The sequence below is a fragment of the Acidiphilium sp. C61 genome (genome assembly GCF_905116885.1).
Lineage (GTDB): Bacteria > Pseudomonadota > Alphaproteobacteria > Acetobacterales > Acetobacteraceae > Acidiphilium.
Genome location: NZ_CAJHNI010000005.1, coordinates 2,660,838 through 2,686,829 on the forward strand (window position 1 = coordinate 2,660,838; position 25,992 = coordinate 2,686,829).

A 25,992-nucleotide genomic window follows, 5' to 3' on the forward strand; every position below is an offset into this window, starting at 1 on the left:
GCGCGCCGCGCGGGCGCAGGGTTGGGAGGGCGGTCCGACCGGGATCGCGGAGGGGTGTGATGGTGGCTGAGAGCGTGGCCCGGCCCGCTGCCAGAGCCGAAGCCGAAGTCGAAGCTGGTGCCGAAGCCGAAGCCGAAGCCGAAGCCAAAGCCAAAGCCAAAGCCAAAGCCAAAGCCAAAGCCGGGGCGGCGGCGCGCCGGCCGCTTTTGCGCGCGCGCACGGCCTGGCGGCGGATCGTCGCCGCGGGCTGCGCCGAGCTTGGCCGCGAGGCTGCCAGCGATGCCGATTCGGTGCATCGCCGCCGGGTCGCGATCCGCCGGCTGCGCAGCGTGCTGGCCCTGTTCGCCCCCTGCCTCGATAAGGTTGAGCGGCGACGCTACGATGTCGCGCTGCGCGAGCTTGGCCGCGCCTATGGCCTGGTGCGGGACTGGGATGTGGCCTGCCTGAGATCCTTCCCGGCGGCGATGGAGGGGGGGGATGCGGCGGCAGTGGCGGCGCTGCTGGCGGCGTCGGATGCGGCGCGGCAGGAGGCGCGCGCCGCACTCGCGGCGAGCGGGGCGGCGGCGGAATGCGCCGATCTCGCCGGCGATATCGCAAGCTGGGCCGCCGGACCCACGGTGCTCGACCCGGCGGTGCGGTTCCGCCCGATCGCGACGATCGGCCCCGTCCTGCTGCGCCGGCTGGACCGGCTTGCCCGCCGGCGCGGCCGGGGCATCGATCGGCTCTCGGCGAAGGAGCTGCACGCGCTGCGCCGGGCACTGAAGCGGGCGAACTATGCCGCCGAGGCGCTGGAGGGTGTCGCACCCGGCCTAGCACTCGGCGCGTTCCGCACCACCGCCGGGGCAGCGCTGGACCAGCTCGGCCGGTTCAACGATGCCGGGGTTGCGCGCGGGTTGGCGGATGCGCTCGCCTCCCGCGATGCGCTCGGGACCGAAGATGCATCCGGGCAGGGGGCGGCCCCGGTGCGGCGCTGGGCGAAGCGGCGGGCGCGCAAGGCGCGGCGGCGCCTGGAACCGGCCTGGAAGGCGTTCCGCGCAGCGCCCCGCCCCTGGTCGTAGAGGATCATCCGATCAGATGGAGCCATCTGGTCGGAACGTGCCCAGGCACGTGTCGCGGTGGCGGTGCGGGGGGCCACGCTGGTATACTCGCTTTTTGCCCGAGTCGGCGCGGCTTGCGCCCCCGAACGCCTGATCGGAGACTTCGATATGGATATGCCAGCAGATTTTCCCGCGTCCCACGCCTCCGTGATCGAGACGATGGTGTCGATCTCGGCGCAGATCTGGGACGCGAAATACCGCCTCAAGGACGAGACCGGCGCGCCGGTCGACCTTACGGTCGAGGACACCTGGCGGCGCGTCGCCCGCGCCCTGGCCGCGACCGAGCGCGAGCCCGCGCGCTGGGAGGCGCCGTTCTACGAGGCGCTGCGCGATTTCCGCTTCGTCCCCGCCGGGCGGATCATTTCCGGCGCCGGCACGGCGCGGCGGGTGACGCTGTTCAACTGTTTCGTGATGGGCGACATCGAGGACGATCTCGGCCGGATCTTCGCCCATCTGCGCGAGGCGGCGCTGACCATGCAGCAGGGCGGCGGCATCGGCTATGATTTCTCCTCGCTCCGGCCGAAGGGGGCGGCGGTGCGCGGCGTGGGGGCGGATGCGTCGGGTCCGCTCTCGTTCATGGATGTGTGGGATTCGATGTGCCGCACCATCATGTCCGCCGGGGCGCGACGCGGCGCGATGATGGCGACGATGCGCTGCGACCACCCCGATGTCGAGGCCTTCATTGCCGCCAAGCGCGAGCCGGGCCGGCTGCGGAACTTCAACCTCTCGGTGCTGGTCACCGATGATTTCATGCGCGCGGTCGAGGCGGATGCGGCGTGGGATCTCGTCTTCGAGGGCAAGGTCTATCGCACGCTGCAGGCGCGCGCGCTGTGGGAGGCGATCACCCGCGCGACCTATGATTACGCCGAGCCGGGGGTAATCTTCATCGACCGGATCAACAAGCGCAACAACCTCCATTATTGCGAGACGATCCACGCGACCAATCCCTGCGGCGAGCAGCCGCTGCCGCCCTATGGCGCCTGCCTGCTCGGCTCGATCAACCTCGCCCGGCTGGTGCGCGATCCCTTCGGCCCCGGCGCGCGGATCGACGAGGCGGAGCTTGCCGAACTGGTCACCGTCGCCGTCCGCATGCTGGATGACACGATCGACGCCTCGGGCTTCCCGCTGGAGGCGCAGCGCGAGGAGGCGGTGGCCAAGCGGCGCGTCGGCCTCGGCATGACCGGGCTGGCGGATGCGCTGATGATGTGCGGCCTGCGCTACGGCACGCCGGAGGCCGCCGCGCGGGCCGGCGACTGGGCGCGGCAGATCGAGCGCGCCGCCTATCTCGCTTCCGCCGCACTCGCCGCCGAGAAGGGCGCGTTCCCGCTCTACGACGCCGCACAATACCTCGCCGGCGAGACCGTCGCCGGGCTCGACGAGGATGTCCGCGCCGCCATCGCGGCCGGCGGCATCCGCAACGCGCTGCTCACCTCGGTCGCACCGACGGGGACGATCTCGCTGCTGTCGGACAATGTGTCGAGCGGGGTCGAGCCGGTGTTCGCCCTGGCCTATACGCGCAAGGTGCTGCAACGCGATGGCAGCCGGCGCGAGGAGGAGGTGACCGACTATGCGCTGCGGCTGTTCCGCGCGAAATTCGGCGAGACCGCGGCCCTGCCGGCGCATTTCGTCACAGCGCAGGAGCTGACCCCGGCCGAGCATGTGCGGATGCAGGCGGCGGTGCAACGCCATGTCGACAGCGCGATCTCCAAGACGGTCAACGTGCCGGAGGATATCGGCTTCGAGGCGTTCCAGGAGGTCTATCTCGACGCCTATCGCAGCGGCTGCAAGGGTTGCACCACCTATCGGCCGAACGCGGTGACCGGCTCGGTGCTGGAGGTCACACCGCCCGCGGAGGCGAAGCCGGCGCCGCAGTCAGCCCCGCCCGCGACCACCGCTGCCGGGCTGCTGGTCCGCGCCGACAAGCTGATCGGTGCCACCTACAAGCTGCGCTGGCCGGACAGCGAGCACGCGATGTATGTCACGATCAACGATATCGAGCAGGATGGGGTGCGCCGGCCGTTCGAGGTCTTCGTCAACTCCAAGAACCTCGAACATTACGCCTGGGTGGTGGCGCTGACGCGGATGATCTCGGCGGTGTTCCGCCGGGGCGGCGAGGTCGCTTTCGTTGCCGAGGAGCTGAAGCAGGTGTTCGACCCGCGCGGCGGACAGTGGAGCGGCGGGCGCTACGTGCCCTCGCTGGTGGCGGCGATCGGCGACGTGATCGAGCGGCACATGGTCGAGACCGGGTTCCTGGTGCCGCCTTCGGACCAGAAGCGCGTGGCGGCGACGCCGGAAGCGGCCCCGCTCGGCGCGCTCTGCCCCAAATGCAGCCAGCCCGGGCTGGTGCGCGAGGCGGGCTGCCTGAGCTGCCTGCATTGCGGCTGGTCGAAATGCGGCTGAGGCTTATTCGGCCGCTTCGTTGACGGGGCGCGGCGCGGTCGAGCCGCGGATGACGCAGCGCCCGCCGAGCACGATCTTGCGCACCGGGGCCTCGGGCGCGGCGAGCCGCTCCAGCAGCAGGCGCATCGCCTCGGCGCCGATCTGGGCAACCGGCTGCTCGATGACGGTGATGCCCGGGCCGATCAGGTCGGTCCAGCTTTCATTGTCGAACCCGGCGACCGCGAGATCCTCCGGCATGCGCCTGCCGGCGGCGCGCAGGGCGCGGACGGCGCCCATCAGCAGCAGCCCGTTGCTGGCGATCAGCGCCTCCGGCAGGGTGCCGCGCGCGAACCAGCGGGCGATTTCCTGCTCCGCCGCCTCGATGCTGGGGGCGGCGAAATGCGCGGCGGGGGCGAGGCCGGCGCGGCGCATCGCCGCCTCGTAGCCATCCCGCCGCTCGATCCCGGTGGTGCTGGCATTGCCGAACAGCCCGGCGATGCGCCGGTAGCCCTGGCCGAGAAGATGCTCGACCAGCATGCTTCCGGCGGCGAAATTGTCGAGCACCACAGCGTCCTGCCCGCTGGCGCGGCCGGCGCGGTCGATCAGCACCATCGGGTAAGGCGGCCTTCCGCCGCGATCGAGCCGCTCGACCGAGGCGCGGGTGGGCGCGAAGATCACCCCGGTGACGCGCTCCTGCTCCATGAGCTGGAGATACATCGCCTCCTTCTCCGGGTTCTCATCGGTATTGCAGAGAATAACGCGCAGGCCGGCGGCGTAGGCGGCATGCTCGACGGCGCGGGCGACGGCGGTGAAGAACGGGTTCGAGATGTCGGCGACGATCAGCCCGACCGTCTGCGAGTGCTGCGAGCGGAGGCGGCGGGCGGACAGGTTGGGCCGGTAGCCGGTGCGGCGCACTGCGTCCTCGACCTTGTCGCGCAGGGCGGCGCTGACCGCGCCGCCGCCGAGCGTGCGCGATACCGTCGCCGGCGATACCCCGGCGGCGCGGGCCACATCCTTGATACTGACGGCCATCGGGGCGGTGTCTTTCCTGCCTGCCGCAACGGGCTCTCGAAATCGTTCTCAGAGACTCAGCATGAAACAAGCCGGCGCGGCAAGTGAAAACCTGGGCGCTGGCTGCAAATTTTCCGCAAAACACGAGAATGTTGTTGACAGGAAAAACTGAAAACGTTTTCGCTTCTGGCCTAGGGCATCATCCGTTCAGATGGAGCCATCTGATCGGAAAGCGCTCTGGGGAAACGAGGAAACCGCCAATGCCGCCCGCCTTGCAGGATGTCGCTTTCGGCCCCGCGCTGGTCGGGCTCGGCGCAGCACCCGCCTCGAAGGAGGCGGCGATCGGCGCGGCCGCCCGCCTGCTCGAAGATGCGGGCTGCATCGCGCCGGAATATACGCGGAGCATGCTGCACCGGGAAGCTGTGACCGGCACGTTTCTCGGCCATGGCGTCGCCATCCCGCATGGCATGGGCGATGACCGGCACCTGATCCGGCGCGACGGCATTGCGGTGTTGCAGGTGCCGGGCGGGGTGGATTGGGGGGCGGGGCAGATGGCGCGGCTCATCGTCGCCATCGCCGCGCGGGGGGAGGCGCATGTCGCCATCCTGCGCCGCCTCGCCGCGCTGATGCAGGATCGGGACAGGCTCGCTTCCCTTGCCGCGACGGCGGAGGTGCTGGAGATCGTCGAGGCGCTGGCGGGCGAGGAGGCGCGCGAACTGCCGCAATCCGATGAAGCGGCGGCGGATTTCGCGCACCGGTTCGAGATGGTGGTGACCGATCCCGCCGGGCTGCACGCGCGGCCGGCCGCCGCCTGGGCGGAGGCGGCGCGGCAGAGCGGCCTCAGGGTTCGGGTGCGGCATGGCGACGAGGTGGCGGACGGGCGCAATCTCGTCGCCTTGCTGCATCTCGGCCTGCGCGCCGGCGACCGCGTGGTGATCTCCGCCGAGGGGGAGGATGACGCCGCCGGCCTCGCCCGGCTGCGGGCGCGGCTTGCCTCGCTTGCCGCGCCGGCAGCGCAGGCGCCCGCCCCGCGATCCGCGCGGGGCTGGACGCCGCCCGGACCACTCGCCGTGATCGGCGGGATCGCGGCAAGCCCCGGCCTTGCGATTGGCAGGCTGCATGTGATGGCGGGCAGCGCGGTGGAGATTGCCGACGAGACGCTGCCGCTGGCCGAGGGCGCGGCACGGCTGGAGGCGGCGCTGGCGGCGGCGCGCGCGGCGCTGCACGCGCTCGCGACAACGGCTTCAACCCGGCTCGGCGCCGGCGAGGCGGCGATCTTCCGCGCCCAGGCGGAGCTGCTGCACGATGACGAGCTGATCGTCGCGGCCTGCCGACGGATGGTCGAGGGGCATGGACCGGCCTCGGCGTGGCAGGCGGCGGTCGGCCAGCGTGCGGCTTCGCTGGCGGCGCTGGACGATCCGGTGCTGGCCGGGCGCGCGGCCGATCTGCGCGATGCCGGCCGGCGGGTGCTCGCCTGTCTCGACCCCGCGTCTGCGGTCGATGGGCTGGCGGCGCTGCCGGAGGGAGAGTGGATTCTCGTCGCACCGGATCTCCCGCCCTCGGAGATGGCGGGGCTCGATCCCGCGCGCGTGGTCGGGCTGGCGACGGCGGCGGGCGGGCCGGCCGCGCACACCGCCATTCTCGCCCGCACGCTCGGCCTGCCGGCGCTGGTCGGCGGCGGCGACGCGCTGCTCGGCCTGCCCTCCGGCGTGATGGCGATCCTCGATGGCGCAACGGGATGCCTCTACCCCGATCCGCCGGCGGCGGCGCTCGATGCGGCCATCGCCTGGCGCGCTTCGTCCCGCGTGCGGCAGGCGGTGGCGGCCCGCGCAGCAGCTGCGCCGGCGGTGACGCAGGATGGCCAGCGCATCGGCATCGCCGCCAATGTCGACCGGCCCGGCCTCGTGGCGGCGGCGCTCGCGGCGGGCGGCGAGGGCGTCGGGCTGATGCGCACCGAGTTCCTGTTTCTCGACGCCGCTGCGCCGCCGGACGAGGCCGCGCAGCTGGAGGTCTACCGCGCGATGATCGCGGCGGTGGACGGGCGGCGGCTGGTGATCCGCGCGCTCGATCTCGGCGGCGACAAGCAGGCGCCGCATCTCGGCCTGAAGCGCGAGGCGAATCCGTTTCTCGGCGTGCGCGGGGCACGGCTGCTGCTGCGCCGGCCGGACCTGCTGGAGCCGCAGCTGCGCGCGATCTATCGCGCGGCGATGGCGGGCGGGGATGTGGCGGTGATGTTCCCGATGGTGACCTCGGTCGACGAGATCGTCCGGCTGCGCGCCGCCTGCGAGCGGGTGCGCGCGGCCCTTGGCGCGCCGGTGCTGCCAGTGGGCATCATGATCGAGGTGCCGGCGGCGGCGGTGATGGCGGATCGTCTGGCCGCGCAGTGCGATTTCCTCTCGATCGGCACCAACGACCTGACGCAGTACACCCTTGCGACCGACCGGCAGAACCCCGACCTCGCCGCCGCGGCGGACAGCCTGCATCCGGCCGTGCTGCGGCTGGTGGCGCAGGTTGTGACGGGGGCGGCGACGCGTGGATGCCCGGTCAGCGTATGCGGCGGGATGGCCGGCGATCCGGCCGGCGCCGCCCTGCTCGCCGGGCTCGGGGTGACGGCGCTGTCGATGGCGCCGCCGGATATCGCGGCGGTGAAGGCGCGGCTGTGCGGCGCGCGGGTCGAGGCGCTGCGGGCGCTGGCCGCCCGCGCGCTCGCCGCCGCGACGGCGGACGAGGTGCGGGCGCTGGAGGCGGGCGCATGATCGCCCCCCGCACCGCTCCGGTGATCACGCTGACGCTGAACCCGGCGATCGACGAGACGATCGAGCTGGATGCCCTTGCCCCCGGCACGGTGCATCGGGCGCGCGGCGTCGTGTTCCATGCCGGGGGCAAGGGGGTCAATGTCGCGAGTTGCCTGGCCGATTGGGGCGGGATTCCGGTGATCGCCGCGGGTTTGCTCGGCCGCGCCAATGAAGCGCCCTTCGTCCGGCTGTTCGCGGCCAAGGCGATCCGCGACGAATGTATCCGCGTGCCGGGCGAGACCCGCACCAATGTCAAGCTCGCGCATGCGGGCGAGACCACCGACATCAACCTGCCGGGGCTGGAGGTGACGGCGTCATCGCTGCGGGCGGTGAGCGCGCTTCTGCTCCGCCTCGCGGTGCCGGGCGCGGTCGTGCTGCTCGCTGGCAGCCTGCCGGCGGGGGTGGATGCGGGGTTTTACGCCGAGCTCGCCACCGCCCTCGCCGCGCGCGGCGCGCGGGTGCTGCTCGACAGTTCCGGCCCGCCGCTCGCCCGCGCCCTGGCCGGCGCCGCGCCGCCCTGGTGCATCAAGCCGAACCGCGCCGAGCTGGAGGCGCTGGCCGGGCGGCGCCTTGCCGATGCGGCTTCGCTGCGGGATGCGGCGCGCGGGCTGGTCGGGCGCGGTGTGGCGCTGGTCGCGGTCTCGCTCGGCGCCGAGGGGGCGCTGTTCGTCACCGGTCGCGGCTGTCTGCGCGCGGCGCTGCCGCCGATGCGGGTTGCCAGCACGGTCGGCGCCGGGGATGCGATGGTCGCCGGCATCATCGCCGGGATGCATGCGGCGGCGGGTCTGGAACGGATCGCCCGGCTCGGCACCGCCTTCGCCGCCGCCAAGCTGCGCGCGCCGGGGGCCAACCTGCCCGGGCGCGACGCGGTCGAGGCGCTGGCGCGGGCGGTTGTCGTCGAGCATGAGGGGGTGGGGGCGGCATGAGTGTCATCGTTGCGGTGATTGCCGGCGGGCCGGGTGCTGTCTCGCGCCTGCTCGCGGCGGAGGCGCTGCGCCGCGCGGCGCTCGATGCGGGGCATGATATCGCGATCGAGATCGGCGGCGACGATGGCGTGCGCGATCCGCTCGCCGCCGCGCGGATCGCTGCGGCTTCGCTGGCGATCGAGATCGGTCCGCAGGCGTCGGGCGATCCCCGCTTCGCCGGGATGCGGCGGTACGGCGCGACGCTGGACGAGGTGCTGGCGGATGCCGGCGCCGTGCTGCGCCGCGCGCTGGACAGTCCTCCTGCCGGCGGGCGGCGGATCGTCGCGGTCACCTCCTGCCCCACCGGCATCGCCCATACCTTCATGGCCGCCGAGGCGTTGTTGCGGGCGGCGGCGGCGCTGGGCGACGAAATCCGCGTCGAGACGCAGGGATCGGTTGGTGCGGGAACGAAGCTGACCGGGGCGGAAATCGCGGCGGCGGATCTCGTGCTGATCGCCGCCGACCGGCAGGTGGATCTCGCCCGGTTCGCCGGCAAGCGCGTGTTCCACAGCGGCACCAAGGCCGCGATCAACGATGGCAAGGCGCTGATCGCCCGCGCGCTCGACGAGGCCGAGGTCCAGGGTGGCACGGTGCGGCCGGACTCCCGCGCCGGTGCTGCGCGGGCGCGGCCTGGGCCGTACCGGCACCTGATGACCGGCGTTTCGTTCATGATCCCGTTCGTTACCGCCGGCGGGCTGCTGATCGCGCTGGCCTTCGCCCTTGGCGGCATCCACGCGACCGACGCGGCGGCGGCGCGCAGCTTCGCCGGCGCGCTGTTCGAGATCGGCGCGAAATCGGCCTTCACCCTGTTCGTGCCGGTGCTCGGCGGCTACATCGCCTATTCCATCGCCGATCGGCCGGGGCTCGCACCGGGGATGATCGGCGGATTGCTCGCCGCGCTCACCGGGGCGGGATTTCTCGGCGCGATCCTCGCCGGCTTCATCGGCGGCTATGCGACGCGCTGGCTGAACGAGACCCTGCGCCTGCCGCGCGGCTTGCAGGGGTTGAAGCCGGTGCTGCTGCTGCCGGTCCTCGGCACGCTCTTCACCGGGCTGTTGATGGTCTATGTGATCGGCCGTCCGGTCGCCGAGCTGCTGCACCTGATGACGCATGTGCTGCGTTCGATGCAGGGGTCGGGCGCGCTTGCCCTCGGCCTGCTGCTCGGCGCGATGATGGCGTTCGACATGGGCGGGCCGGTGAACAAGGCGGCCTACACCTTCGCGGTCGGCCTGCTGTCGGCGCGGGTCTATACGCCGATGGCGGCGGTGATGGCGGCGGGGATGACGCCGCCGCTCGGCGTGGCACTGGCGACCAGGCTGTTCGCCAGCCGCTTCACCACGATCGAGCGCGAATCCGGCCTGCCGACCGCGGTGCTTGGTCTGTCCTTCATCACCGAGGGGGCGATTCCCTACGCCGCCGAGGACCCGTTCCGCGTGATCCCCTGCACCATGACCGGATCGGCGGTGGCCGGAGCGATCTCGATGGTGGCGGATGTGAAGCTGCGCGTGCCGCATGGCGGGGTGTTCGTGCTGCCGATCCCGAACGCGGTGACGCATCTGGGGCTCTATGTCGTCGCCATCCTCGCCGGATCGGCGGTGACGGCTTTGATGTTGGGGCTGGTGAAGGCGCGGCTGGCCACGCCGGAGGGATGAGATGCGCGGGATTGCCGCTTGCGGCAGGCCGGGTTAGGCATGGCGCTCAACGACAGACAGGATACCCTATGTCCGATACCATGCCGCCGCTTCCCGGCATCGACCAGCTTCGCGCCGTGATGGATTCCGATCTGCTCGCGATGGGGCGGACGCTGGGGTTCCGCCTGGTCGAGATCGCCGAGGGGCGGGTGGTGTTCGAGGGCAGCCCGGGGCGCGAGGTTTATAATCCGCTCGGCACGGTGCATGGGGGCTACGCCGCAGCACTGCTCGATTCCGCCTGCGGCTGCGCCGTGCATACGATGCTCACCGCCGAGCAGGCCTATTCGACGCTGGAGCTGAAGGTTTCGTATCACCGGGCGATGACGGCCGAGACCGGGGTGGTGCGGGCGGTGGGCACGGTGATCTCGCTCGGCCGGCGCGCCGGCTTCTCGGAAGCGAAGCTGACGGATGCGAGCGGACGGCTCTATGCTTCCGCGACTTCGACTCTCATCGTCATGCAGCGCTAGAGCATCATCCGATCAGATGGAATCATCTGATCGAATAAAGATGCTCTTATTATCAACAAAATGAAGCACGGCATCCGATCCTGATGGATCGGAACGTGTTCTAAGGAGAGACTCCATGCGCATTCTGGTGGTCGGTGCCGGCGGCACCGGTGGGTATTTCGGCGGCAGGCTGGCCGAGGCCGGCCTCGACGTGACGTTCCTCGTGCGTCCGGCGCGGGCGCAGGCGCTGGCGGCGGGCGGTCTCGTCATCCGCAGCGTGAAGGGCGATGTCCATCTGCCCGCACCCTCGGTAGTGACGGCCGACCGGCTCGAGCCGGTCTTCGATCTCGTGCTGCTGAGCTGCAAGGCCTATGATCTCGACGATGCGGTGGCGGCGATGGCGCCAGCCATCGGCCCGCATACGCTGGTCCTGCCGCTGCTCAACGGCATGCGCCATCTCGACGTGCTGGATGCGCGGTTCGGCGCGCCAATCGTGCTGGGCGGGCAGTGCGTGATTTCCGCCGCCCTCGATGCCGAGGGGAGGGTGCTGCATCTCAACGACGCGCACACGCTGACCTTCGGCCCGCGCGCCTCCGGGCAGGATGCGCGGGCGCGGACGATCGCCGAGCTGTTCGGCAGGGCCGGCTTCGTCACAAGGCTGAGCGATGCGATCATGCAGGACATGTGGGAGAAATGGGTGTTCATCGCCGCGCTCGCGGGCATTACCTGCCTGATGCGCGCGCCGGTGGGGGTGATCGTCGAGGCTGGCGGTGCCGAGATCGCGCTCGGGCTGGCGGCCGAATGCGCCGGCATTGCCGCGCGGCACGGCTTCGAGCTGCGCCCGGCGGCATCGGCGCGGCTGAAGGAATGGCTCGCCACCCGAGGCTCGACGATGACCGCCTCGATGCTGCGGGACATCGAGCAGGGCGGGCGGATCGAGGGCGCGCACATCATCGGCGACCTGCTGCGGCGGGGCGATCCGGCGGCCTGCAAGCTGCTCGCCATCGCCGATGCGCATCTGCGCGCCTATGAGATCCGCCGCGCCGGGTAACGCGCGCGCGTACCCGGTTTCATCCGATCAGATGGAATCATCTGATCGGATAAAGATTCTCTAATTATCAACAAGATAGAGCACGGCATCCGATCCGGATGGATCGGAACCTGCCCTAGCGGCCGGTGCGGGCGCGCCAGGCGGCGAAGTCGGTCTCGGTTGCGGGGTCGGTCGCCGGGTAGAGGCCGAGAATGGAGGCGCCTTCGCGCACCCGCTCGGTGACGAAATCCTCGAACGCCGTCATCTCCGTCGCTTCCCGTGCGAGTTCGTCGGCCAGATGGGCGGGCAGCACGATCACGCCATCGGCATCGCCCACGATCACGTCGCCGGGGAAGACCGGCGCGTCGCCGCAGCTGATCGGGTCGTCGATCGCGATCGCCTGGTGGAGGGTGAGGTTGGTCGGCGCGCTCGGCCTCGTGTGATAGGCGGGAAAGCCGAGAGCGGCGATCTCGGCGCTGTCGCGGAAGCCGCCATCGGTGACGATGCCGGCTGCGCCGCGCTGCATCAGCCGGGTGACGAGAATGCCGCCGGCCGAGGCGGCGCGGGCGTCCTTGCGGCTGTCGATCACCAGAACCGCACCTTGCGGGCAGGTCTCGATCGCCTGGCGCTGTTTGTGGTCGCGGTTGCGGAACACGGTGATCGGGTTGAGATCCTCGCGCGCCGGGATGTAGCGCAGGGTGAAGGCCTCGCCGACCATGCTCTGACGCGGCGGGCTGAGCGGCAGCGCGCCCTGGATCACCTGCTGGCGCAGGCCGCGCCGGAACAGGGCGGTGGCAAGGGTGGCGGTGCTGACGCGGGTGAGTTGCGCGCGTGTGTCCGGCTTGAGCATGTCGCATCTCGCGGGGGCAAGGCGGCCGGGCTGCTATGCGCCGGTCCGGCGGGGTGATGAGGACGATGTGCGAGCAGATCACACAAGCTGGCGCGGGGTCAATGCGCGGGGGTTGATTCACCTCAATGATGCCGGCCCGCCCGTGGCCTATCAGACATGATGCCGGCGCTGCTCCAGGTATTGCTCCCGGCTCTGCTCCCGGTGCTGATGAAAGGCGGCGTGTCATGGCGAACCTGGTCCGGACCGGCTTGCTGATGGCGTTGCTCACCGCGCTGTTCATGGCGGTTGGCTATGGTGTGGGCGGCGGCACGGGTGCATCGATCGCCTTCGCGATCGCGGCGGCGGGAAATCTCGTGACCTATTGGGTGGCGGACCGGGCGGTGCTGGCGGCCTATGGGGCGCGGCCGGCCGATCCGGCGGCGTTTCCCCGCCTCGTCGCGCTGGTCGATCTGCTGGCGCGCAAGGCGGGGCTGAAGGTGCCGCGTGTGTTCGTGATCGAGGCGGACCAGCCGAACGCCTTCGCCACCGGGCGCGATCCGGCGCATGCGGCGGTTGCCGTCACCACCGGGCTGCTGGGCGCGCTGGACGAGGCGGAGCTGGCCGGCGTGCTCGCGCACGAGCTCTCGCATATCCGCCATCGCGACACGCTGACGATGACGGTCACCGCGACGCTGGCCGGGGCGATCGGCATGATGTCCAATCTCGCGCTGATCTTCGGCGGCGGCGACGAGCGCCGGTCGAGCCCGTTCGCCGGCATCGGCGGCGCGCTGCTGCTGATCCTCGCGCCGCTTTCGGCGACGCTGGTGCAACTCGCCATTTCCCGCGCCCGTGAATATGCCGCCGATGCCGGCGCGGCCGCGCTGACTGGCCAGCCGCTGGCACTGGCGCGGGCGCTGTCGCGGATCGGGGAGGCGGCGCGCTGGGTCGGCAATGACGATGCCGAGCGCAACCCGGCGACGGCCTCGCTCTTCATCGTCAACCCGCTCGCCGGCACCACGTTCGATGCGCTGTTCGCAACCCATCCGCCGCTGCGCGAGCGCATCGCCCGGCTGCGCCGCATGGCGCAGTTCGACGCCAGAGCATTTTCCGATCAGATGGAATCATCTGATCGGATATAGTGTTCTGTCGCGCGCCGATACGGATTGGGAATTGCGGCGATGCGGAGCTGGGCGCGCCGGTGTGGCGCGCCCCTTGCGGATCAGCCCGCCTTGATCTCGATCTTGCGCTCGGCGCGGATGGCCTCGGGCCGTTTCGGCAGGGTGATGGTCAGCACCCCGTTGGCGAACTGCGCCTCGATCCGCGCCGGATCGGCGCTGCCGGGCAGGCTGAAGCGCCGCTCGAACCGACCATAGCGGCGTTCGTTGAGCTGGTAGTCCGCGGTCGTGGTTTCCTGCGCGCTGCGCTTTTCACCGGAGATCGACAGCGTGTCGTCGGTGGCCTTGATCTCGACGTCCTTGAGCGCGAGCCCCGGCAGCTCGGCGGTGATGACGAACGCCTTGTCCTGCTCGATGACATCGACGGCCGGGGAATCCGGCCCGCGCGACCAGAACGGCTCGAACGGGAAGCCGGCCTGCCGGGCGCGGCGCGGCGGAATGCCGTCGAAATCCTCGAACAGGCGATTGACCTCGCGGCGCAGGGATTCGAAGGGGCGCCAGAAATCCGGCATGCCGGCATGGCGGCGCTCCGGCTCGGCGGATTTGGGCCGGGGTTCGACCTGGGTACTCGACATGGCTGCGATCCTTTCCGGGTGACAGGGTTGAGCCGACGGTGTCGACTCCCGGAAATCTAGAGCATCGCCCGATCGGATGGATTCATCTGATCGGACAGAGATACTCGGGAAATCAGACAGACAGGCGCGCGGCTACTGGTCGGAGGGCGGCTCGATCTCGGGCGCGTCGATGTCCGGCTCCGGCGTCTGCGGGTTCGGGACCTCGATTTCCGGCGCGCTGTCCTCCACCGTCTCGGCCTCCGGCGCCTCGCCGACTTCCGGCGGCTCGAGATGGTGTCCCGGCAGCGCGGCGTGGGCGGGCTCGCCGATCTCCCCCGGCTTGCCGCCGGACGGGCCGGTTTCGGGCGGTTCGGGGAGTTCGGGGGTCACATCGGTTGCCGTGATCTCGCCGGCTTCGGAGAGCTCGCCGATCACCTCGACGCGGGTGAGGCCATCGAACCGGTGCACGCCGGCCGGTGCCTTCGCCTGCATGCCGTCGGCGGCGACGAGGCGCCCGTTGCCGGCGGAGCGGAAGAAATTCACCGCCTCGACCCGCGTGCCCGGCGCGCCCAGCCGCAGCGGGCGCGGCACGATTGTGCCGAGCACCGGATGCCCGTCGATCACGGTGCCGGTGGCGATGACGCGCTCGCCCTGGTGCAGCCCGTCGAGCATGCCGGGCCTGGCCGGCAGGACGAGGCCGCCGAGCCGCGCCTGCCCGGGCGGGCTCGCGCCGAGCGTGGTTTCGAGCCGGAAGCTGCGCGATCCGGGCAGGGTGGTGACGCGGGAGGCGACCCAGTTGCCATCGGCCTGGCGCTGGGCGGAGATCCCGACCGTCTGCCCCGGATGCAGTGTTGCGCCCGGCACCGGGCGGGGCAGCAGCACGGTCTGGTGCAGCACGGTGATCTCCCGCCCGTTGGCGGCGATGTGGGTGACCGGACCGATGATCGCCTGCCAGGTGGCGATGCTGCGGGCGATGCCGCCATGCGCGCCCTCGGCGACGCCGTGGACGATCGCCATGTCGCCCACCCGGAGGGCGGCGGCGGTGGCCGGCTGACCGTCGATCGTGACCAGGGTGCCGGCGGTGATGCGGTATTCCCGATTGTTCACGAAGACGCTGCCGAAGCGCTGGATCGGGCCGTAGCCGACGATGGGCGCGCTTGCGCGGCCGATGCCGGTGCCGCCGATGCCGCCGGGTTCGTGCGTGATTCCGGTGCCGCCGATGCCGCCGGTTTCCCGGCTTACGCCGGTCCCACCGATACCGCCGGCTTCATGGCTGATCCCGGTGCCGCCGATGCCGCCGGCCTCCTGCGCGCCAGCCGCTGCCGGCAGGATGCCGAGCAGGAGTGCGAGCAGCAAGCCGCGGCGGCGGCGCTTGCGGTGAGGTGCGGTCGGCTCAGGGACGGTCATCGGCATCAGTCTCGTAATAATAAACCCCGAGGCGGAGCCGGCGCAGCTTGCCCTCGCCATCGCCCGCGCCCTCGGCCTCGGTGCTGGCGAGATTGCCCTCGAGCAGGTGTTCGTTGCACTGGCGCAGAAGGCGGTCTGCCATGTCTGACAGGACGGGGCGGGCGGCGTTCAGCCGGGTTTCGCCGATGCCGTTGTGGAACAGCGCCCGCTCGATGAAGACCGGGCTGTCGCCGGCGAGGTTGTGGAAGGCGCTGCGCATGTGGTCGCCGACATTGGCGGCGAGGAAGAGCAGCTTGTCGCGCGGCTCGCCGGGGGTGAAGGCGGCGCGCAGCAGGCTTATGCGATCGTCGGCCAGCCGCTCGATCACGCCGGCGCGCTCGAGCTCCTCGATGATGGTTCGGCCGCGCACATCGACCTTCGCGGCGCGGAGCAGGGCGTCGAACCCCGGATCGTCGCCTTCGCCGCGCACCGTCAGCGGCCGCGGCGCGCCGGTCGCATCGCGGAAGGCGGCGGCGGAGACCCAGGTCCCGATCACCCTTGCCGCGGCGTTGACGCCGGCCATCGGGTCGCGCGGCGGCGGCGGCGCCGCGGTGGCGGCGGCCTCGCGCAGGCGCTTGACTTCGCGGCGGTTGATGCCGGTGACGGCGCTGATCTGGCTGTCGGTCGGGCTGGTGCCGCCCTCGTGGTTGCGGACGGCTTCATCGATATAGACGCGCTTGAGCAGGTCGCGGAACGCGATATAGCCCCAGCCCCGCCGCATCAGGTAGGCGACGAGGGGGCGCAGCAACCGGCCCAGCATGTTCTCGATATCGGATTCCATTCCCGCTCGCCCGCCGACCGTGGCGTGGGTGGCTCGCCGCCATCCGCCCCGCGTTCCATGTGTGATAAACTCCCACATAATACACGTACAAAAATTTGCAATCGGATGACAGCAGTCTCGGCCATTGGAATGACATATTCCATTATGATACTGGATCGGTTCATTATGGGAGCGCGATGACGGTCTTGGGAAGCTTGCGCGCGGCGGCGGGAGGGTGTCGGGGGGGATCGGCGATCGCCCTGCTCGCTGCCATGGCCCTGCCGGGCCACGCCCGCGCCGCGGCGCCCAACGGGTTCACCATCGGGCTCGAACCCTCGCTGTTCACCGGGCGGTTCGGCACCCACCACACGATCCACATCTATGACCTGCCCTTGTCGGTCGTCTATCGGCACGACCGGCTGCTGGTGCGGGTCGAAGTGCCCTATATCGCCGTGGCGGGGGCCGGGATCGTGGCCGGGCAGGCGGTCATTTCCGGCCACGGGTCCAGCGCCACCCGCCAGGGGCTCGGCGATGTCTGGGTCAAGGCTGAATACCGGCTCGACCACGCGCGCGGGCCGATGCCGGCCATCGAGCCCTATGTGAAGGTGAAGCTGCCGGTCGCCTCCTATCGCAAGGGGCTCGGGACCGGGCGGTTCGACGAGGAAGCCGGCGTGCGGACGATCTGGCGGATCGGCGACCGGGTGTTCCCCTACCTCCAGCTCGGCTACCGCGTGGTCGGCCGCCTGCCGGGGCTGCATCTGCAGAACGTCGTGACCTTCGAGCCGGGGGTGGCGGTGGCGGTGACGCCCCGGCAGTTCGTCAGCGTTATCCTGATTGGCCACACGCCGATCCAGAAACGGCGGACGGCGGTGGCCTCCGCCATACTGGCATATAACCTGCGGATGAATTTCCGTTGGGAATTGCAGCTTTACGCTACGCGTGGGCTGACGTCGCAAAGTGCCGCGTTTGGCGCCGGACTCGGCGTCATGGCGCATTTCTGAGCGCTGTTTCAATAGTTTAACCAGAAAAAACGGGAATCCGCGCGGCGGCGCGCGGCGGCGCGGACCTGTCCGCTTGTTCATGTTTGCTGCCGTTTTCTCGCTTGACTGTGGAACTTTCTCCCACGATAACAGCGCGACACCGGCAGTGGAAAGGAACCCTGTATGCGCGATGTTCATGTGGTTGAGCGGGACAGCGCGCCGGGGTTCGCGGGTGCTGTCTGGCGGGAGACGAGGATGGACCCGGCCGCGCCCTTCGGCAGCGGTGCGATGGAGGGTGACGCGGCGGCGGCAAGCCGTCCGGGCGGCCTTCTGACCCGCCGGGCCGGCGCGCGGATGCCGGGATGCGGCGGGCCGGTCGGACCGACGGTGGTGTTTCTCTATTCGCATGACACGTTCGGCCTCGGGCATCTGCGCCGCAACCTCGCCATCGCCGAGCGCCTGCTCGACACGCGGCAATTCGCGGTTCACCTGCTCACCGGCTCGCCGGTGATCGGGCAGTGGCGCCTGCCGCCGGGGCTGCATGTGCATCCGCTGCCGCCGGTGGTGAAGACCGGCGCGGAAACCTACAAGGCGCGCGAGGCGGGGCAGAGTTTCGGCCTGGTGAAAGGCTATCGCGCCGCGCTGATCCTGACCCTCGCGCTGCGTTACCGGCCGGACGTGTTTCTCGTCGATCACGCGCCGGCGGGAATGAACGGGGAGATATTGCCCACGCTGGCGATGATGCGGCGCGACATGCCGCAGACCCGGGTCATGCTCGGCCTGCGCGACATTCTGGATAGTCCGGAGACGGTGCGGGCGACCTGGGCCGAGCAGGACATCCCCGATCTGCTCGACCACGCCTATGACGACATCCTTGTGTATGGATCGCGCGCGCTGTTCGACGTCGCGGAGGCCTATGGCATCGGCGGGGCGGCGGCCGGACGGGTGCGCTATTGCGGGCATGTCGTCGCTGCCGACCTGCTGCTGCCGGGCAATGCGGGGGCGCCGCCGTGCTGGTCCGTGCTCCGCGCGGCGGGGCGGAAGGTCGTGCTGGTGACGGCGGGCGGCGGCGGCGACGGGTTCGCGCTGATGGAGGCGTATCTGCGCGCCCTGCCGCAGCGGCAGCCGGCTTCGTTCCACTCCGTCATCGTGACCGGGCCGCTGATGCAGCCGGCGCAGCGCGCGGCTCTCGCCGCCGCCGCCGGCGGGCGCGACGATGTCGAGCTGGTGGACTACATCACCGATCCGCTGCCGAGCCTGCGGGCCGCTGATCTCGTCATCGCGATGGCGGGCTACAACACCAGCGCCGAGCTGATCGCCGCACGCAAGCGGGCGATCCTGGTGCCTCGGCCGGCCCCGCGGGCGGAGCAGCGGATGCGGGCGCGGCTGCTGGCGGGTCTTGGCCTCGTGCGCGCGATCGAGCAGGGGCCGGATCTCGCCGCCGATCTCGCACGCGAGATTCCCGCCGCCCTCGCCGCCCCCGAGCCGCTGCCCGAAACCTGGGCGCAGCTCGATCTCAACGGTGCCGAGCGGGTGGCCGATCATCTCGCCGCCCTGGCCGGGAAGCGGCAGGATGTGCCGGGCTCGGCGTGGGAGATCGCCTGATGCCCGTCTTCGCCAGCCTTGATTCCGCCGCGTCTCCCGCCGGGGATGCGCCGGTCGTCTACATCATGAAGCGCTATCCCCGGCTGACGGAAACCTTCATCCTCAACGAGATCCGCGCGATGGAGCGGCTGGGGGCGAAGCTGCACATCGTCTCGCTGCTGCCGCCGGAGCCGCCGCCGCATCACCCGATGGTCGCCGAGGTCGAGGCGCCGCTGCATCCCGTGCCGCCGATGAGCGAGGCGGCGGGGCGCCGGCAGATTGCCGCCGCCCATGGCCGCGCCATCGCCGCCGCCCCCGCGCGCTATCTCGGCGCCTTCGGCCGGGCAATGCTGTTTTCCGCCCGGTCGCCGCGGCCGCTCTCGGTCTGGAAGCAGTTCCTGCGCGGCGGCGTGATCGCGAGCCTGTGCCGGGCCCAGGGCATCCGCCATATCCACGCCCATTTCGCCAACGCGCCGGCCGCCGCCGCGTGGTTCGCCAGCATGATGACGGGGCTGCCCTTCAGCTTCACCGCCCATGCCAAGGATCTCTACCTCACGCCGCCGCATGTGATCCGCAAGCGCGCCCAGGCGGCCAGCTTCGTTGCGACATGCACCGGCTACAACGTGAAATATCTCGCCGGGCTGCTGGAGGGCGAGGCGGACAAGATCAAGCTCGTCTATCACGGCATCGATCTCGGCCTGTTCGGCGCGCGCCGGCAGGGCGAGGCGGCCGGGGCCGCCCGCGAGACGCTGATCCTCTCGGTCGGCCGGCTGGTGCCGAAAAAAGGACATGACGACCTGATCGCCGCCTGTGCGCGGCTGCGCCGGCTCGGCCTTGCCTTTCGCTGCCGGATCATCGGCGAGGGGCCGCTGCGCGATGAGCTGCAGGCGCAGATCGCGGCGCATGGGCTGGACGGGGTGGTGACGCTCGACGGCGCGATGACGCATGCCGACCTGATCGCGCTCTACGCCACCGCCGATGTGTTCGCGCTCGCGCCGCGAATCACCGAGGATGGCGACCGCGACGGGATTCCCAACGTGATCGCCGAGGCGATGGCGATCGGCGTGCCGGTGGTCTCGACCAGCGTGTCCGGCATTCCCGAGCTGGTGCGCGATGGCGAGACCGGGCGGCTGGTGCCGCCGCGCGACCCGGCGGCGCTGGCCGCGGCGATCGAGGATATCCTGGCCGATCCCGCCACGGCGCGGCGTCTCGCCGAAGCCGGGCGGGCGCGGCTCGAAGGCGAGTTCGACCTGTGGACGACGACGCGCCGGCTGCACGCGCTGCTCGGCTGCGCCGGCTGCGCGCCAGAGGCGCCGGAGAGCGGCGGGACGCGGTTTCGCGCCGATTCGCCCACCGGACCCTCATCGCTGGCAAGGGCATCGTCGTGAGGATCCTGTATCTCAATCTCGATCGCGGCATTCCGGTCGAGGGCGACAAGGGCGCTTCGGTCCATGTCCGCGAATTCGTCGCCGCGGCTTCATCGCTCGGCCATGAGGTGACCCTCGCCTGCACCACGCGCGGCACCGGCAATCCGCCGCCGCCGGCGCGCATCCTCGAATTCGCGCCGCCGCCGGCGGACCTGTCGGTCGGCAACGAGATCGAGCGGCGCGAGCGCGTGCGGATCGAGCATGATTTTTCGGTCGGCGACCGGATCTGTGCGGCACTGGACCGGTACGGCGTGAAGCCCGATCTCGTCTATGAGCGCCACGCGCTGTTCCATCGCGCGGGCGTGTGCATTGCCGCGCGGCTCGGCGTGCCGCGGATCCTCGAGGTCAACGCGCCGCTGGTCGAGGAGCAGCTTCGGTTTCGCGGACTGCATCTGATGGACGAGGCGCTGGCGGCGGAGGAAAAATCCTATCGCGGGGCGGATGCCATCATCGCCGTCTCGCCGCAGGTGGCCGCACATGTCGCCGCCGTGCTCGGCCGGGCGGACCGGGTTCATGTCGTCCCCAACGGGGTCGATCTCGCCCGCTTCGCCGATGCCGATACGGCGGGGGCGGTGCTGCGCGCCCGGCTCGGCCTCGGCGGGCGGCGGATTGCCGGGTTTATCGGCAGTTTCAAGGCCTGGCACGGTGTGGCCGGACTGGTCGAGGCGGTTGCCACAATCGCCGCGCGGTATCCGGCGTTGCATCTCGTCGCGGTGGGCGACGGGCCGGAGCGCGAGGCGGTGGCGGCGCTGGTGGCGGCGCGCGGCCTCGGCGCGCGGGTCACGCTGCCGGGGCGGGTTCCGCATGGCGAGATCCCGGCCTGGCTCGGGGCGATGGATTTCACCGTTGCCCCCTATCTGCCGCAGCCGGATTTCTATTTCTCGCCGCTCAAGATTTTCGAATCCCTCGCCGCCGGGCGCGCGGTGATCGCCCCGGCGATCGGCGAGATCGGCGGGATCATCGCCGATGGCGAGACCGGGCTGCTCTATCCGGCGGGCGAGACGCGTGCGCTCGGCGCCGCGCTGGCGCGCCTGCTCGATGATCCGGCGGGCTGCCGGGCGATGGGCGCGCGCGGACGTGCCGGTCTTGCCGGGCGGGACTGGCGCGACGTGGTGCGGTTCAGCCTCGCCTGCGCGCCGGCCCGGTTGCCGGCATGAGCGGGCCGGGCGGCGTCTGGCTGCGGGCTTATCTGCGGCCCGAATGGCGCGCCCTTTCGGCCGGCACGGCGGTGATGGCGGCGCGGGCCGGCGTTTTGCTGATGCTGCCCTGGCCGCTGAAATTTATCATCGACAACGTGATCTTCCAGCGCCGGCTGGCGCCCTGGCTGCACGGCGTGCTGCCCGATCCGCTGACCCACCGGATGGCGCTGCTCGACACGCTCGGCCTCGCCATGCTCGGGCTCGGTATCGCCGATGCGCTGCTGGTCTATCTCGGCAACCGGCTGTTTCTCGATGCGGGGCAGCGGATCGTGTTTGCCATCCGAGCCGATCTGTTCGCGCATCTGCAACGCCTGTCGCTCGCCTTTCACCGCCGCCAGCGCGCCGGCGAGCTGATGGCGCGGCTGACCGGCGATGTGCGGCAATTGCAGGATTTCATCGTCGCGGTGGGGATCGACCTGCTGCCGCACGGGCTGACCATTCTCGGCATGGCGACGGTGATGCTGCTGATCGACTGGCGGTATGCGCTGATCGCGCTGTCGGTCGCACCGCTGCTGTTCTGGATCGCGCGGGTCTATACGGGGCGGCTGCGCAACGCGCTGCGCCAGGTGCGACGGCACGAGACGACGCTGAGTGGCGTGATGCAGGAAATCCTCGGCAGCGTGCAGGTGGTGCAGGCCTTCGGCCGCGAGCCGCACGAGGACGGGCGGTTCGGCGCCCATGCCGGGCGCAGCCTCGAGGCCGGGCTGCATGCCAATGCGGTGCAGGCGCAGTTCAGCCCGGCGATGAACCTCGCCATCGCGGTCGCGACCGGGGCGATCGCCTGGTATGGCGCGGCGACGGTGATTCGCGGCACGCTCACGCCGGGGGAATTGCTGATCTTTCTCGCCTATCTGCGCGGCATCGCCACCCCGGCGCGGCAGCTCGCCAAGACCGGGCGGGTGTTCGGCCGGGCATCCGTCGCGATCGAGCGGATCGGCGAATACCGGGCCGAGCGGTCGAGCGTCGCCGAGGTGCGGGATGCGCTTCCCTTTGCCGGGCGGGCGACGCGGATCGAATTCCGCGAGGTCGGGTTCGGCTACCGCGACGATCACGAGGTGCTGCACGGCGTCTCCTTCGCGCTGGAGGCCGGGCGCACCATCGCGCTGGTGGGCGCGACCGGCTCGGGCAAGAGCACGATCGCGAGCCTGATCCCGCGCTTCTACGACGCGACATCCGGTGCCGTGCTGCTCGACGGGCAGGATATCCGCGGCGTGCGCCTCGCGGATCTGCGCCGGCAGGTGGCTCTCGTGCTGCAGGACCCGGTGCTGTTCCAGGCGAGCGTTTGGGAAAACATCGCCTATGGGCGCGAGGGCGCAGGGCGGGACGAGGCGATCGCGGCGGCGCGCGCGGTCGGGATCGATGCGGTGGTCGAGGGCCTGCCCGACGGGTTCGACACCATGGTCGCCGAGCGCGGGCAGAGCCTGTCTGGCGGCCAGCGCCAGTGCATCGCCATCGCCCGCGCCATGCTGTGCGATGCGCCGATCGTCATTCTCGACGAGCCGAGCAGCAGCCTTGATGCCGGCACCGAGCGGCGGGTGATGGCGGCGCTCGACCGGCTGGCGGCGAACCGCGCCGCCCTGGTGATCGCGCACCGGCTTTCCACCGTGCGCGCCGCCGACGAAATCCTGGTGCTCGACGATGGCCGCATCGTCCAGCGCGGCACGCATGACGCGCTGCTGGCCGAGGGCGGGCGATATGCCGCGCTCTGGCAGGCGCTGCGCGATGATTCTCCCGCTCCCCAACTCCGTCTGGTGGCTCAATGACCCGTTCCGCGTCTGCCGTTCCGCGCCTGCTCGCCGCCCTTGCCGCCGGTGCGGCGCTTGCCGCGCCGCTGCGCGCCGCCCGCGCCGATCCCTGGATTCCGGCTTCGGGGGATGGCGTCGTCAAGCCGATGGTGCGGCTGTTTCACGGCAACCAGGCGTTTCCCGCCGGCGGCTTCACCACCAATGCGCTGCGCGGCTCGAGCGAGAGTTCGACGCAATATCGCGTCACCGGCGTGCAGGGGATCGGGGATGGCCTGTCGATCGAATACGATCTGCGCGGCGGCCGGGTGCGCAGCTTCGCCGACCGTCACCACCGGCCGGTAGCGAGCGTTTCATCCGGCCTGCAGGACGAGGAGATCGGCCTGAATTACGGGCTGGTCCAGACGCCGCGTTTCGCCGATTCTCTCACGCTGAACGTCATCGTCCCGGCGGGGCGGACGAAGCCCTCGCCCGCGCTCGGCACCGGGCGTTGGTCGGTGGAGCCGGATTTCCAGGCCGGGATCTCGCGGCCCTGGGGCAGCCTGACGATGGTCACGGGGGCGCGGGTTTTCCTCGACGGTGCGGCGACGCAGCTGCGCGCGACGATCGATCTCTCGCTCCATCTCACCCGCCGCCTCGCGCTGACCGGCGAGGTGTTCGCGGTGAAGACGATCCGGCAGAGCGGCACGATTCCGCCCGGCGCGCAGGGCGAGATCTACAATCTGGTGCGGCCGGCGGTCGGCCTGACCTGGCGGCTGACCAAGACGGTCCGGCCGTTCCTGCTCTACGAGGTGAACGTGGCGGGCGAGGGGATTCATGCCGGCAGCCGGGTGGAGCTGGGCGTTGCGGTGCATTACTGACCCGCGCGCCGGCGGCCGGGCGCTGCTGCTCGCCCGGCATGGACGGACGGCATGGACCGGCGAGGGCCGTTATCAGGGGCGCAGCGACCAGCCGCTCTCGCCCGAGGGCTGGGCGGATGCCGCCGGGCTTGCCGCCGCGCTGGGCGACGAGCCGCTCGCTTCGATCTATTCCAGCCCGCTGCTGCGGGCGCGGCAGACGGCCGGCTGCATCGCCGCGCGGCGTGGCGACGTCGCGGTGATCGTCGATGACCGGCTGGCCGAGATCGCGTTCGGCGACTGGGAGGGACGCACCCAGGCCGAAATCCGCGCCGCGACACCCGAGGCGCTGCGGCGCTGGAAGCGCGATCCCGGCGGGATGCGCTTTCCCGGCGGCGAGACGCTTTCCGAGGCGCGGGCGCGGCTGCATGGATTTCTCGCCGATCTGCCGGAGCAGGGCGGGGCCGTTCTAGCCGTCACCCATGCCGGGATGATCCGCCTCGCCTGTCTCGACGCCGAAGGGCGCGGCGATGACGGGTTTCGCGGCATCAGGATCGCACCGGGCGCGGTGCGGCGCTTCTCCCTTTGCGGCGCGGCTGTCGCGGCGCCGCCTTTCCATCATGAAACCGTGGAGTGAACCGATGCGCATCGTCATGATCGGCGCCGGCTATGTGGGGCTCGTCTCCGGTGCCTGCTTCGCCAGCATGGGCACCGAGGTGATCGTCGTGGAGAAGGATCCGTGCCGCATCGAGGCGCTCCAGGCCGGGCGGATTCCGATCTATGAGCCGGGGCTGGACCGGCTGGTCGCCGACTCCGTGCGGGCGGGGCGGCTGCGCTTCGAAACCGCGCTCGACCGCGCGCTGCCCGGCGCCGACGCCGTGTTCCTCGCCGTCGGCACGCCGTCGCGCCGGGGCGATGGCCATGCCGACCTGTCCCATGTGTTCGCCGCCGCCGCCGAGCTGGCCGCTGCATTGCCGGGGCCGACCGTGCTGGTGACGAAATCGACCGTGCCGGTGGGCACCGGGCGGCGGCTCGCCGCGCTGATGCGCGAAATCCGGCCGGATCTCGACGTGGCTGTGGCCTCGAACCCGGAATTCCTGCGCGAGGGCAGTGCGATCGAGGATTTCATGCGGCCGGACCGGATCGTCGTCGGCACCGACAGCGCGCAGGCCGAGGCGGTGCTGCGCGCGCTCTACCGCCCGCTCAACCCGGCCGGGGTGACGCTGCTCTGCACCGGGCTGGAGACGGCGGAGCTGATCAAATACGCGACCAACGCCTTCCTCGCGATGAAGATCACCTTCATCAACGAGATGGCGGATCTGTGCGAGCAGGTCGGGGCGGATGTTCACGAACTCGCCCGCGGCATGGGGCTCGACCGGCGGATCGGCCCGAAATTCCTGCATCCCGGCCCCGGCTTCGGCGGCTCGTGCTTCCCGAAGGATACCCAGGCGCTGATGCGGATCGCCCAGGATGCGCATGCGCCGGCGCGGCTGGTCGAGACCGTCGTGAGCGTGAACGAGGCGCGCAAGGCCGGGATGGCCGGGCGGATTCTCGCAGCCTTCGGCGGCACGGTGCGGCGGCAGCGGATCGCCGTGCTGGGCCTGACCTTCAAGCCGGAGACCGACGACATGCGCGACTCCCCGGCGATTCAGATCGTGCACCGGCTGGTCGAGCTTGGCGCCGAGGTGGTGGCCTATGATCCGGCCGGGATGGAGCAGGCGCGGCGGGATCTGCCGGCGGAGGTGGTCTATGCGCCGAGTGCCGCCGCGGCGCTTGCCGGCGCGGATGGCGCGGTGCTGGTCACCGAATGGAACGAGTTCCGCGCCCTGGCGCCGGACTGGCTGCGCGCGACGATGCGCGGGCGCGTCGTCGTCGATCTGCGCAACGTGTTCGACCCGGCGGCGATGCGTGCGGCGGGGCTCGATCACCACGCGATCGGCCGGCCGGCGCCGCATCGAGCACGTGCCGGCGAGGTGGAGCTGGCGCTCGCGGCGGCGGATTAGAGCATCATCCGATCAGATGGAATCATCTGATCGGATAAAGATG

Annotated in this window: 21 protein-coding genes; 16 read left to right on the forward strand and 5 right to left on the reverse strand. The window is 71.0% G+C overall.

What is annotated here, in order from left to right:
* The first annotated feature begins 59 nt into the window (after positions 1-59).
* Together HUW10_RS15345 and HUW10_RS15350 are read left to right on the forward strand one after the other, a co-directional pair.
* A complete protein-coding gene (locus tag HUW10_RS15345) occupies positions 60-1,058 on the forward strand; it encodes a CHAD domain-containing protein (protein WP_174504277.1) in 999 nt (332 codons plus the stop codon).
* 147 nt (positions 1,059-1,205) lie between these two features.
* On the forward strand, positions 1,206-3,497 hold the full coding sequence (locus HUW10_RS15350) for an adenosylcobalamin-dependent ribonucleoside-diphosphate reductase (RefSeq protein ID WP_174504278.1): 2,292 nt from the start codon (positions 1,206-1,208) through the stop codon (positions 3,495-3,497).
* 3 nt (positions 3,498-3,500) lie between these two features.
* Here HUW10_RS15350 and HUW10_RS15355 read toward each other — a convergent pair whose 3' ends face one another.
* Positions 3,501-4,508: a LacI family DNA-binding transcriptional regulator gene (locus tag HUW10_RS15355; RefSeq protein ID WP_174504279.1), complete on the reverse strand. Its 1,008-nt coding sequence runs from the start codon at positions 4,506-4,508 to the stop codon at positions 3,501-3,503.
* A 239-nt stretch (positions 4,509-4,747) separates the two neighbouring features.
* Between HUW10_RS15355 and ptsP the strand changes: the two genes are divergently transcribed.
* From ptsP to panE, 5 genes are all read left to right on the forward strand, one after another.
* The gene (gene ptsP / locus HUW10_RS15360; protein ID WP_174504280.1) at positions 4,748-7,243 is read left to right on the forward strand and encodes a phosphoenolpyruvate--protein phosphotransferase; all 2,496 of its coding nucleotides are present in this window, start codon (positions 4,748-4,750) and stop codon (positions 7,241-7,243) included.
* Positions 7,240-8,208, forward strand: a complete 969-nt coding sequence (gene pfkB, locus HUW10_RS15365) for a 1-phosphofructokinase (RefSeq protein ID WP_174504281.1) — start codon at positions 7,240-7,242, stop codon at positions 8,206-8,208. Before ptsP ends, pfkB begins: the two co-directional genes overlap by 4 nt.
* Positions 8,205-9,899 (forward strand): PTS fructose transporter subunit IIC, encoded by a 1,695-nt coding sequence (locus HUW10_RS15370; protein WP_174504282.1) that lies wholly within the window; start codon positions 8,205-8,207, stop codon positions 9,897-9,899. The genes pfkB and HUW10_RS15370 overlap by 4 nt, the downstream gene beginning before the upstream one ends.
* Before the next feature lie 68 nt (positions 9,900-9,967).
* Positions 9,968-10,405 carry a PaaI family thioesterase gene (locus tag HUW10_RS15375; protein ID WP_174504283.1) on the forward strand — a complete coding sequence of 146 codons (438 nt, stop codon included), beginning with the start codon at positions 9,968-9,970 and terminating at the stop codon, positions 10,403-10,405.
* A gap of 115 nt (positions 10,406-10,520) precedes the next feature.
* Positions 10,521-11,435, forward strand: coding sequence for a 2-dehydropantoate 2-reductase (panE, locus tag HUW10_RS15380; RefSeq protein WP_174504284.1), 915 nt, complete (start codon positions 10,521-10,523; stop codon positions 11,433-11,435).
* Between the two features lie 115 nt (positions 11,436-11,550).
* Here the strand turns inward: panE and HUW10_RS15385 are convergent, their stop codons facing one another.
* Positions 11,551-12,264 (reverse strand): ribonuclease activity regulator RraA, encoded by a 714-nt coding sequence (locus tag HUW10_RS15385; protein ID WP_174504285.1) that lies wholly within the window; start codon positions 12,262-12,264, stop codon positions 11,551-11,553.
* Between the two features lie 224 nt (positions 12,265-12,488).
* Here HUW10_RS15385 and HUW10_RS15390 point away from each other — a divergent pair, with 224 nt between their 5' ends.
* Positions 12,489-13,382, forward strand: coding sequence for a M48 family metalloprotease (locus HUW10_RS15390; RefSeq protein WP_174504286.1), 894 nt, complete (start codon positions 12,489-12,491; stop codon positions 13,380-13,382).
* An 80-nt stretch (positions 13,383-13,462) separates the two neighbouring features.
* Here HUW10_RS15390 and HUW10_RS15395 read toward each other — a convergent pair whose 3' ends face one another.
* The 3 genes from HUW10_RS15395 to HUW10_RS15405 form a co-directional block, all read right to left on the reverse strand.
* Positions 13,463-13,993, reverse strand: coding sequence for an Hsp20/alpha crystallin family protein (locus HUW10_RS15395; protein WP_174504287.1), 531 nt, complete (start codon positions 13,991-13,993; stop codon positions 13,463-13,465).
* Between the two features lie 132 nt (positions 13,994-14,125).
* Positions 14,126-15,379 carry a DUF5666 domain-containing protein gene (locus HUW10_RS15400; RefSeq protein WP_174504288.1) on the reverse strand — a complete coding sequence of 418 codons (1,254 nt, stop codon included), beginning with the start codon at positions 15,377-15,379 and terminating at the stop codon, positions 14,126-14,128.
* A complete protein-coding gene (locus HUW10_RS15405) occupies positions 15,366-16,199 on the reverse strand; it encodes a DUF6502 family protein (protein ID WP_174504289.1) in 834 nt (277 codons plus the stop codon). Before HUW10_RS15405 ends, HUW10_RS15400 begins: the two co-directional genes overlap by 14 nt.
* A gap of 176 nt (positions 16,200-16,375) precedes the next feature.
* Between HUW10_RS15405 and HUW10_RS15410 the strand changes: the two genes are divergently transcribed.
* From HUW10_RS15410 to HUW10_RS15445, 8 genes are all read left to right on the forward strand, one after another.
* A complete protein-coding gene (locus tag HUW10_RS15410) occupies positions 16,376-17,179 on the forward strand; it encodes a hypothetical protein (RefSeq protein WP_236656435.1) in 804 nt (267 codons plus the stop codon).
* A gap of 162 nt (positions 17,180-17,341) precedes the next feature.
* The gene (locus tag HUW10_RS15415; RefSeq protein WP_174504290.1) at positions 17,342-18,763 is read left to right on the forward strand and encodes a glycosyltransferase family protein; all 1,422 of its coding nucleotides are present in this window, start codon (positions 17,342-17,344) and stop codon (positions 18,761-18,763) included.
* Complete coding sequence (locus HUW10_RS15420; protein WP_174504291.1) at positions 18,763-20,130, forward strand: glycosyltransferase; 1,368 nt, start codon at positions 18,763-18,765, stop codon at positions 20,128-20,130. Before HUW10_RS15415 ends, HUW10_RS15420 begins: the two co-directional genes overlap by 1 nt.
* Positions 20,127-21,326, forward strand: a complete 1,200-nt coding sequence (locus HUW10_RS15425; RefSeq protein WP_174504292.1) for a glycosyltransferase family 4 protein — start codon at positions 20,127-20,129, stop codon at positions 21,324-21,326. The genes HUW10_RS15420 and HUW10_RS15425 overlap by 4 nt, the downstream gene beginning before the upstream one ends.
* Positions 21,323-23,131, forward strand: coding sequence for an ABC transporter ATP-binding protein (locus HUW10_RS15430; protein ID WP_174504293.1), 1,809 nt, complete (start codon positions 21,323-21,325; stop codon positions 23,129-23,131). Before HUW10_RS15425 ends, HUW10_RS15430 begins: the two co-directional genes overlap by 4 nt.
* Positions 23,128-23,970: a hypothetical protein gene (locus tag HUW10_RS15435; RefSeq protein WP_174504294.1), complete on the forward strand. Its 843-nt coding sequence runs from the start codon at positions 23,128-23,130 to the stop codon at positions 23,968-23,970. Before HUW10_RS15430 ends, HUW10_RS15435 begins: the two co-directional genes overlap by 4 nt.
* Positions 23,954-24,583: a histidine phosphatase family protein gene (locus tag HUW10_RS15440; protein WP_236656436.1), complete on the forward strand. Its 630-nt coding sequence runs from the start codon at positions 23,954-23,956 to the stop codon at positions 24,581-24,583. Before HUW10_RS15435 ends, HUW10_RS15440 begins: the two co-directional genes overlap by 17 nt.
* A 4-nt stretch (positions 24,584-24,587) precedes the next feature.
* On the forward strand, positions 24,588-25,949 hold the full coding sequence (locus tag HUW10_RS15445; RefSeq protein WP_174504296.1) for a UDP-glucose/GDP-mannose dehydrogenase family protein: 1,362 nt from the start codon (positions 24,588-24,590) through the stop codon (positions 25,947-25,949).
* Positions 25,950-25,992 lie beyond the last annotated feature (43 nt).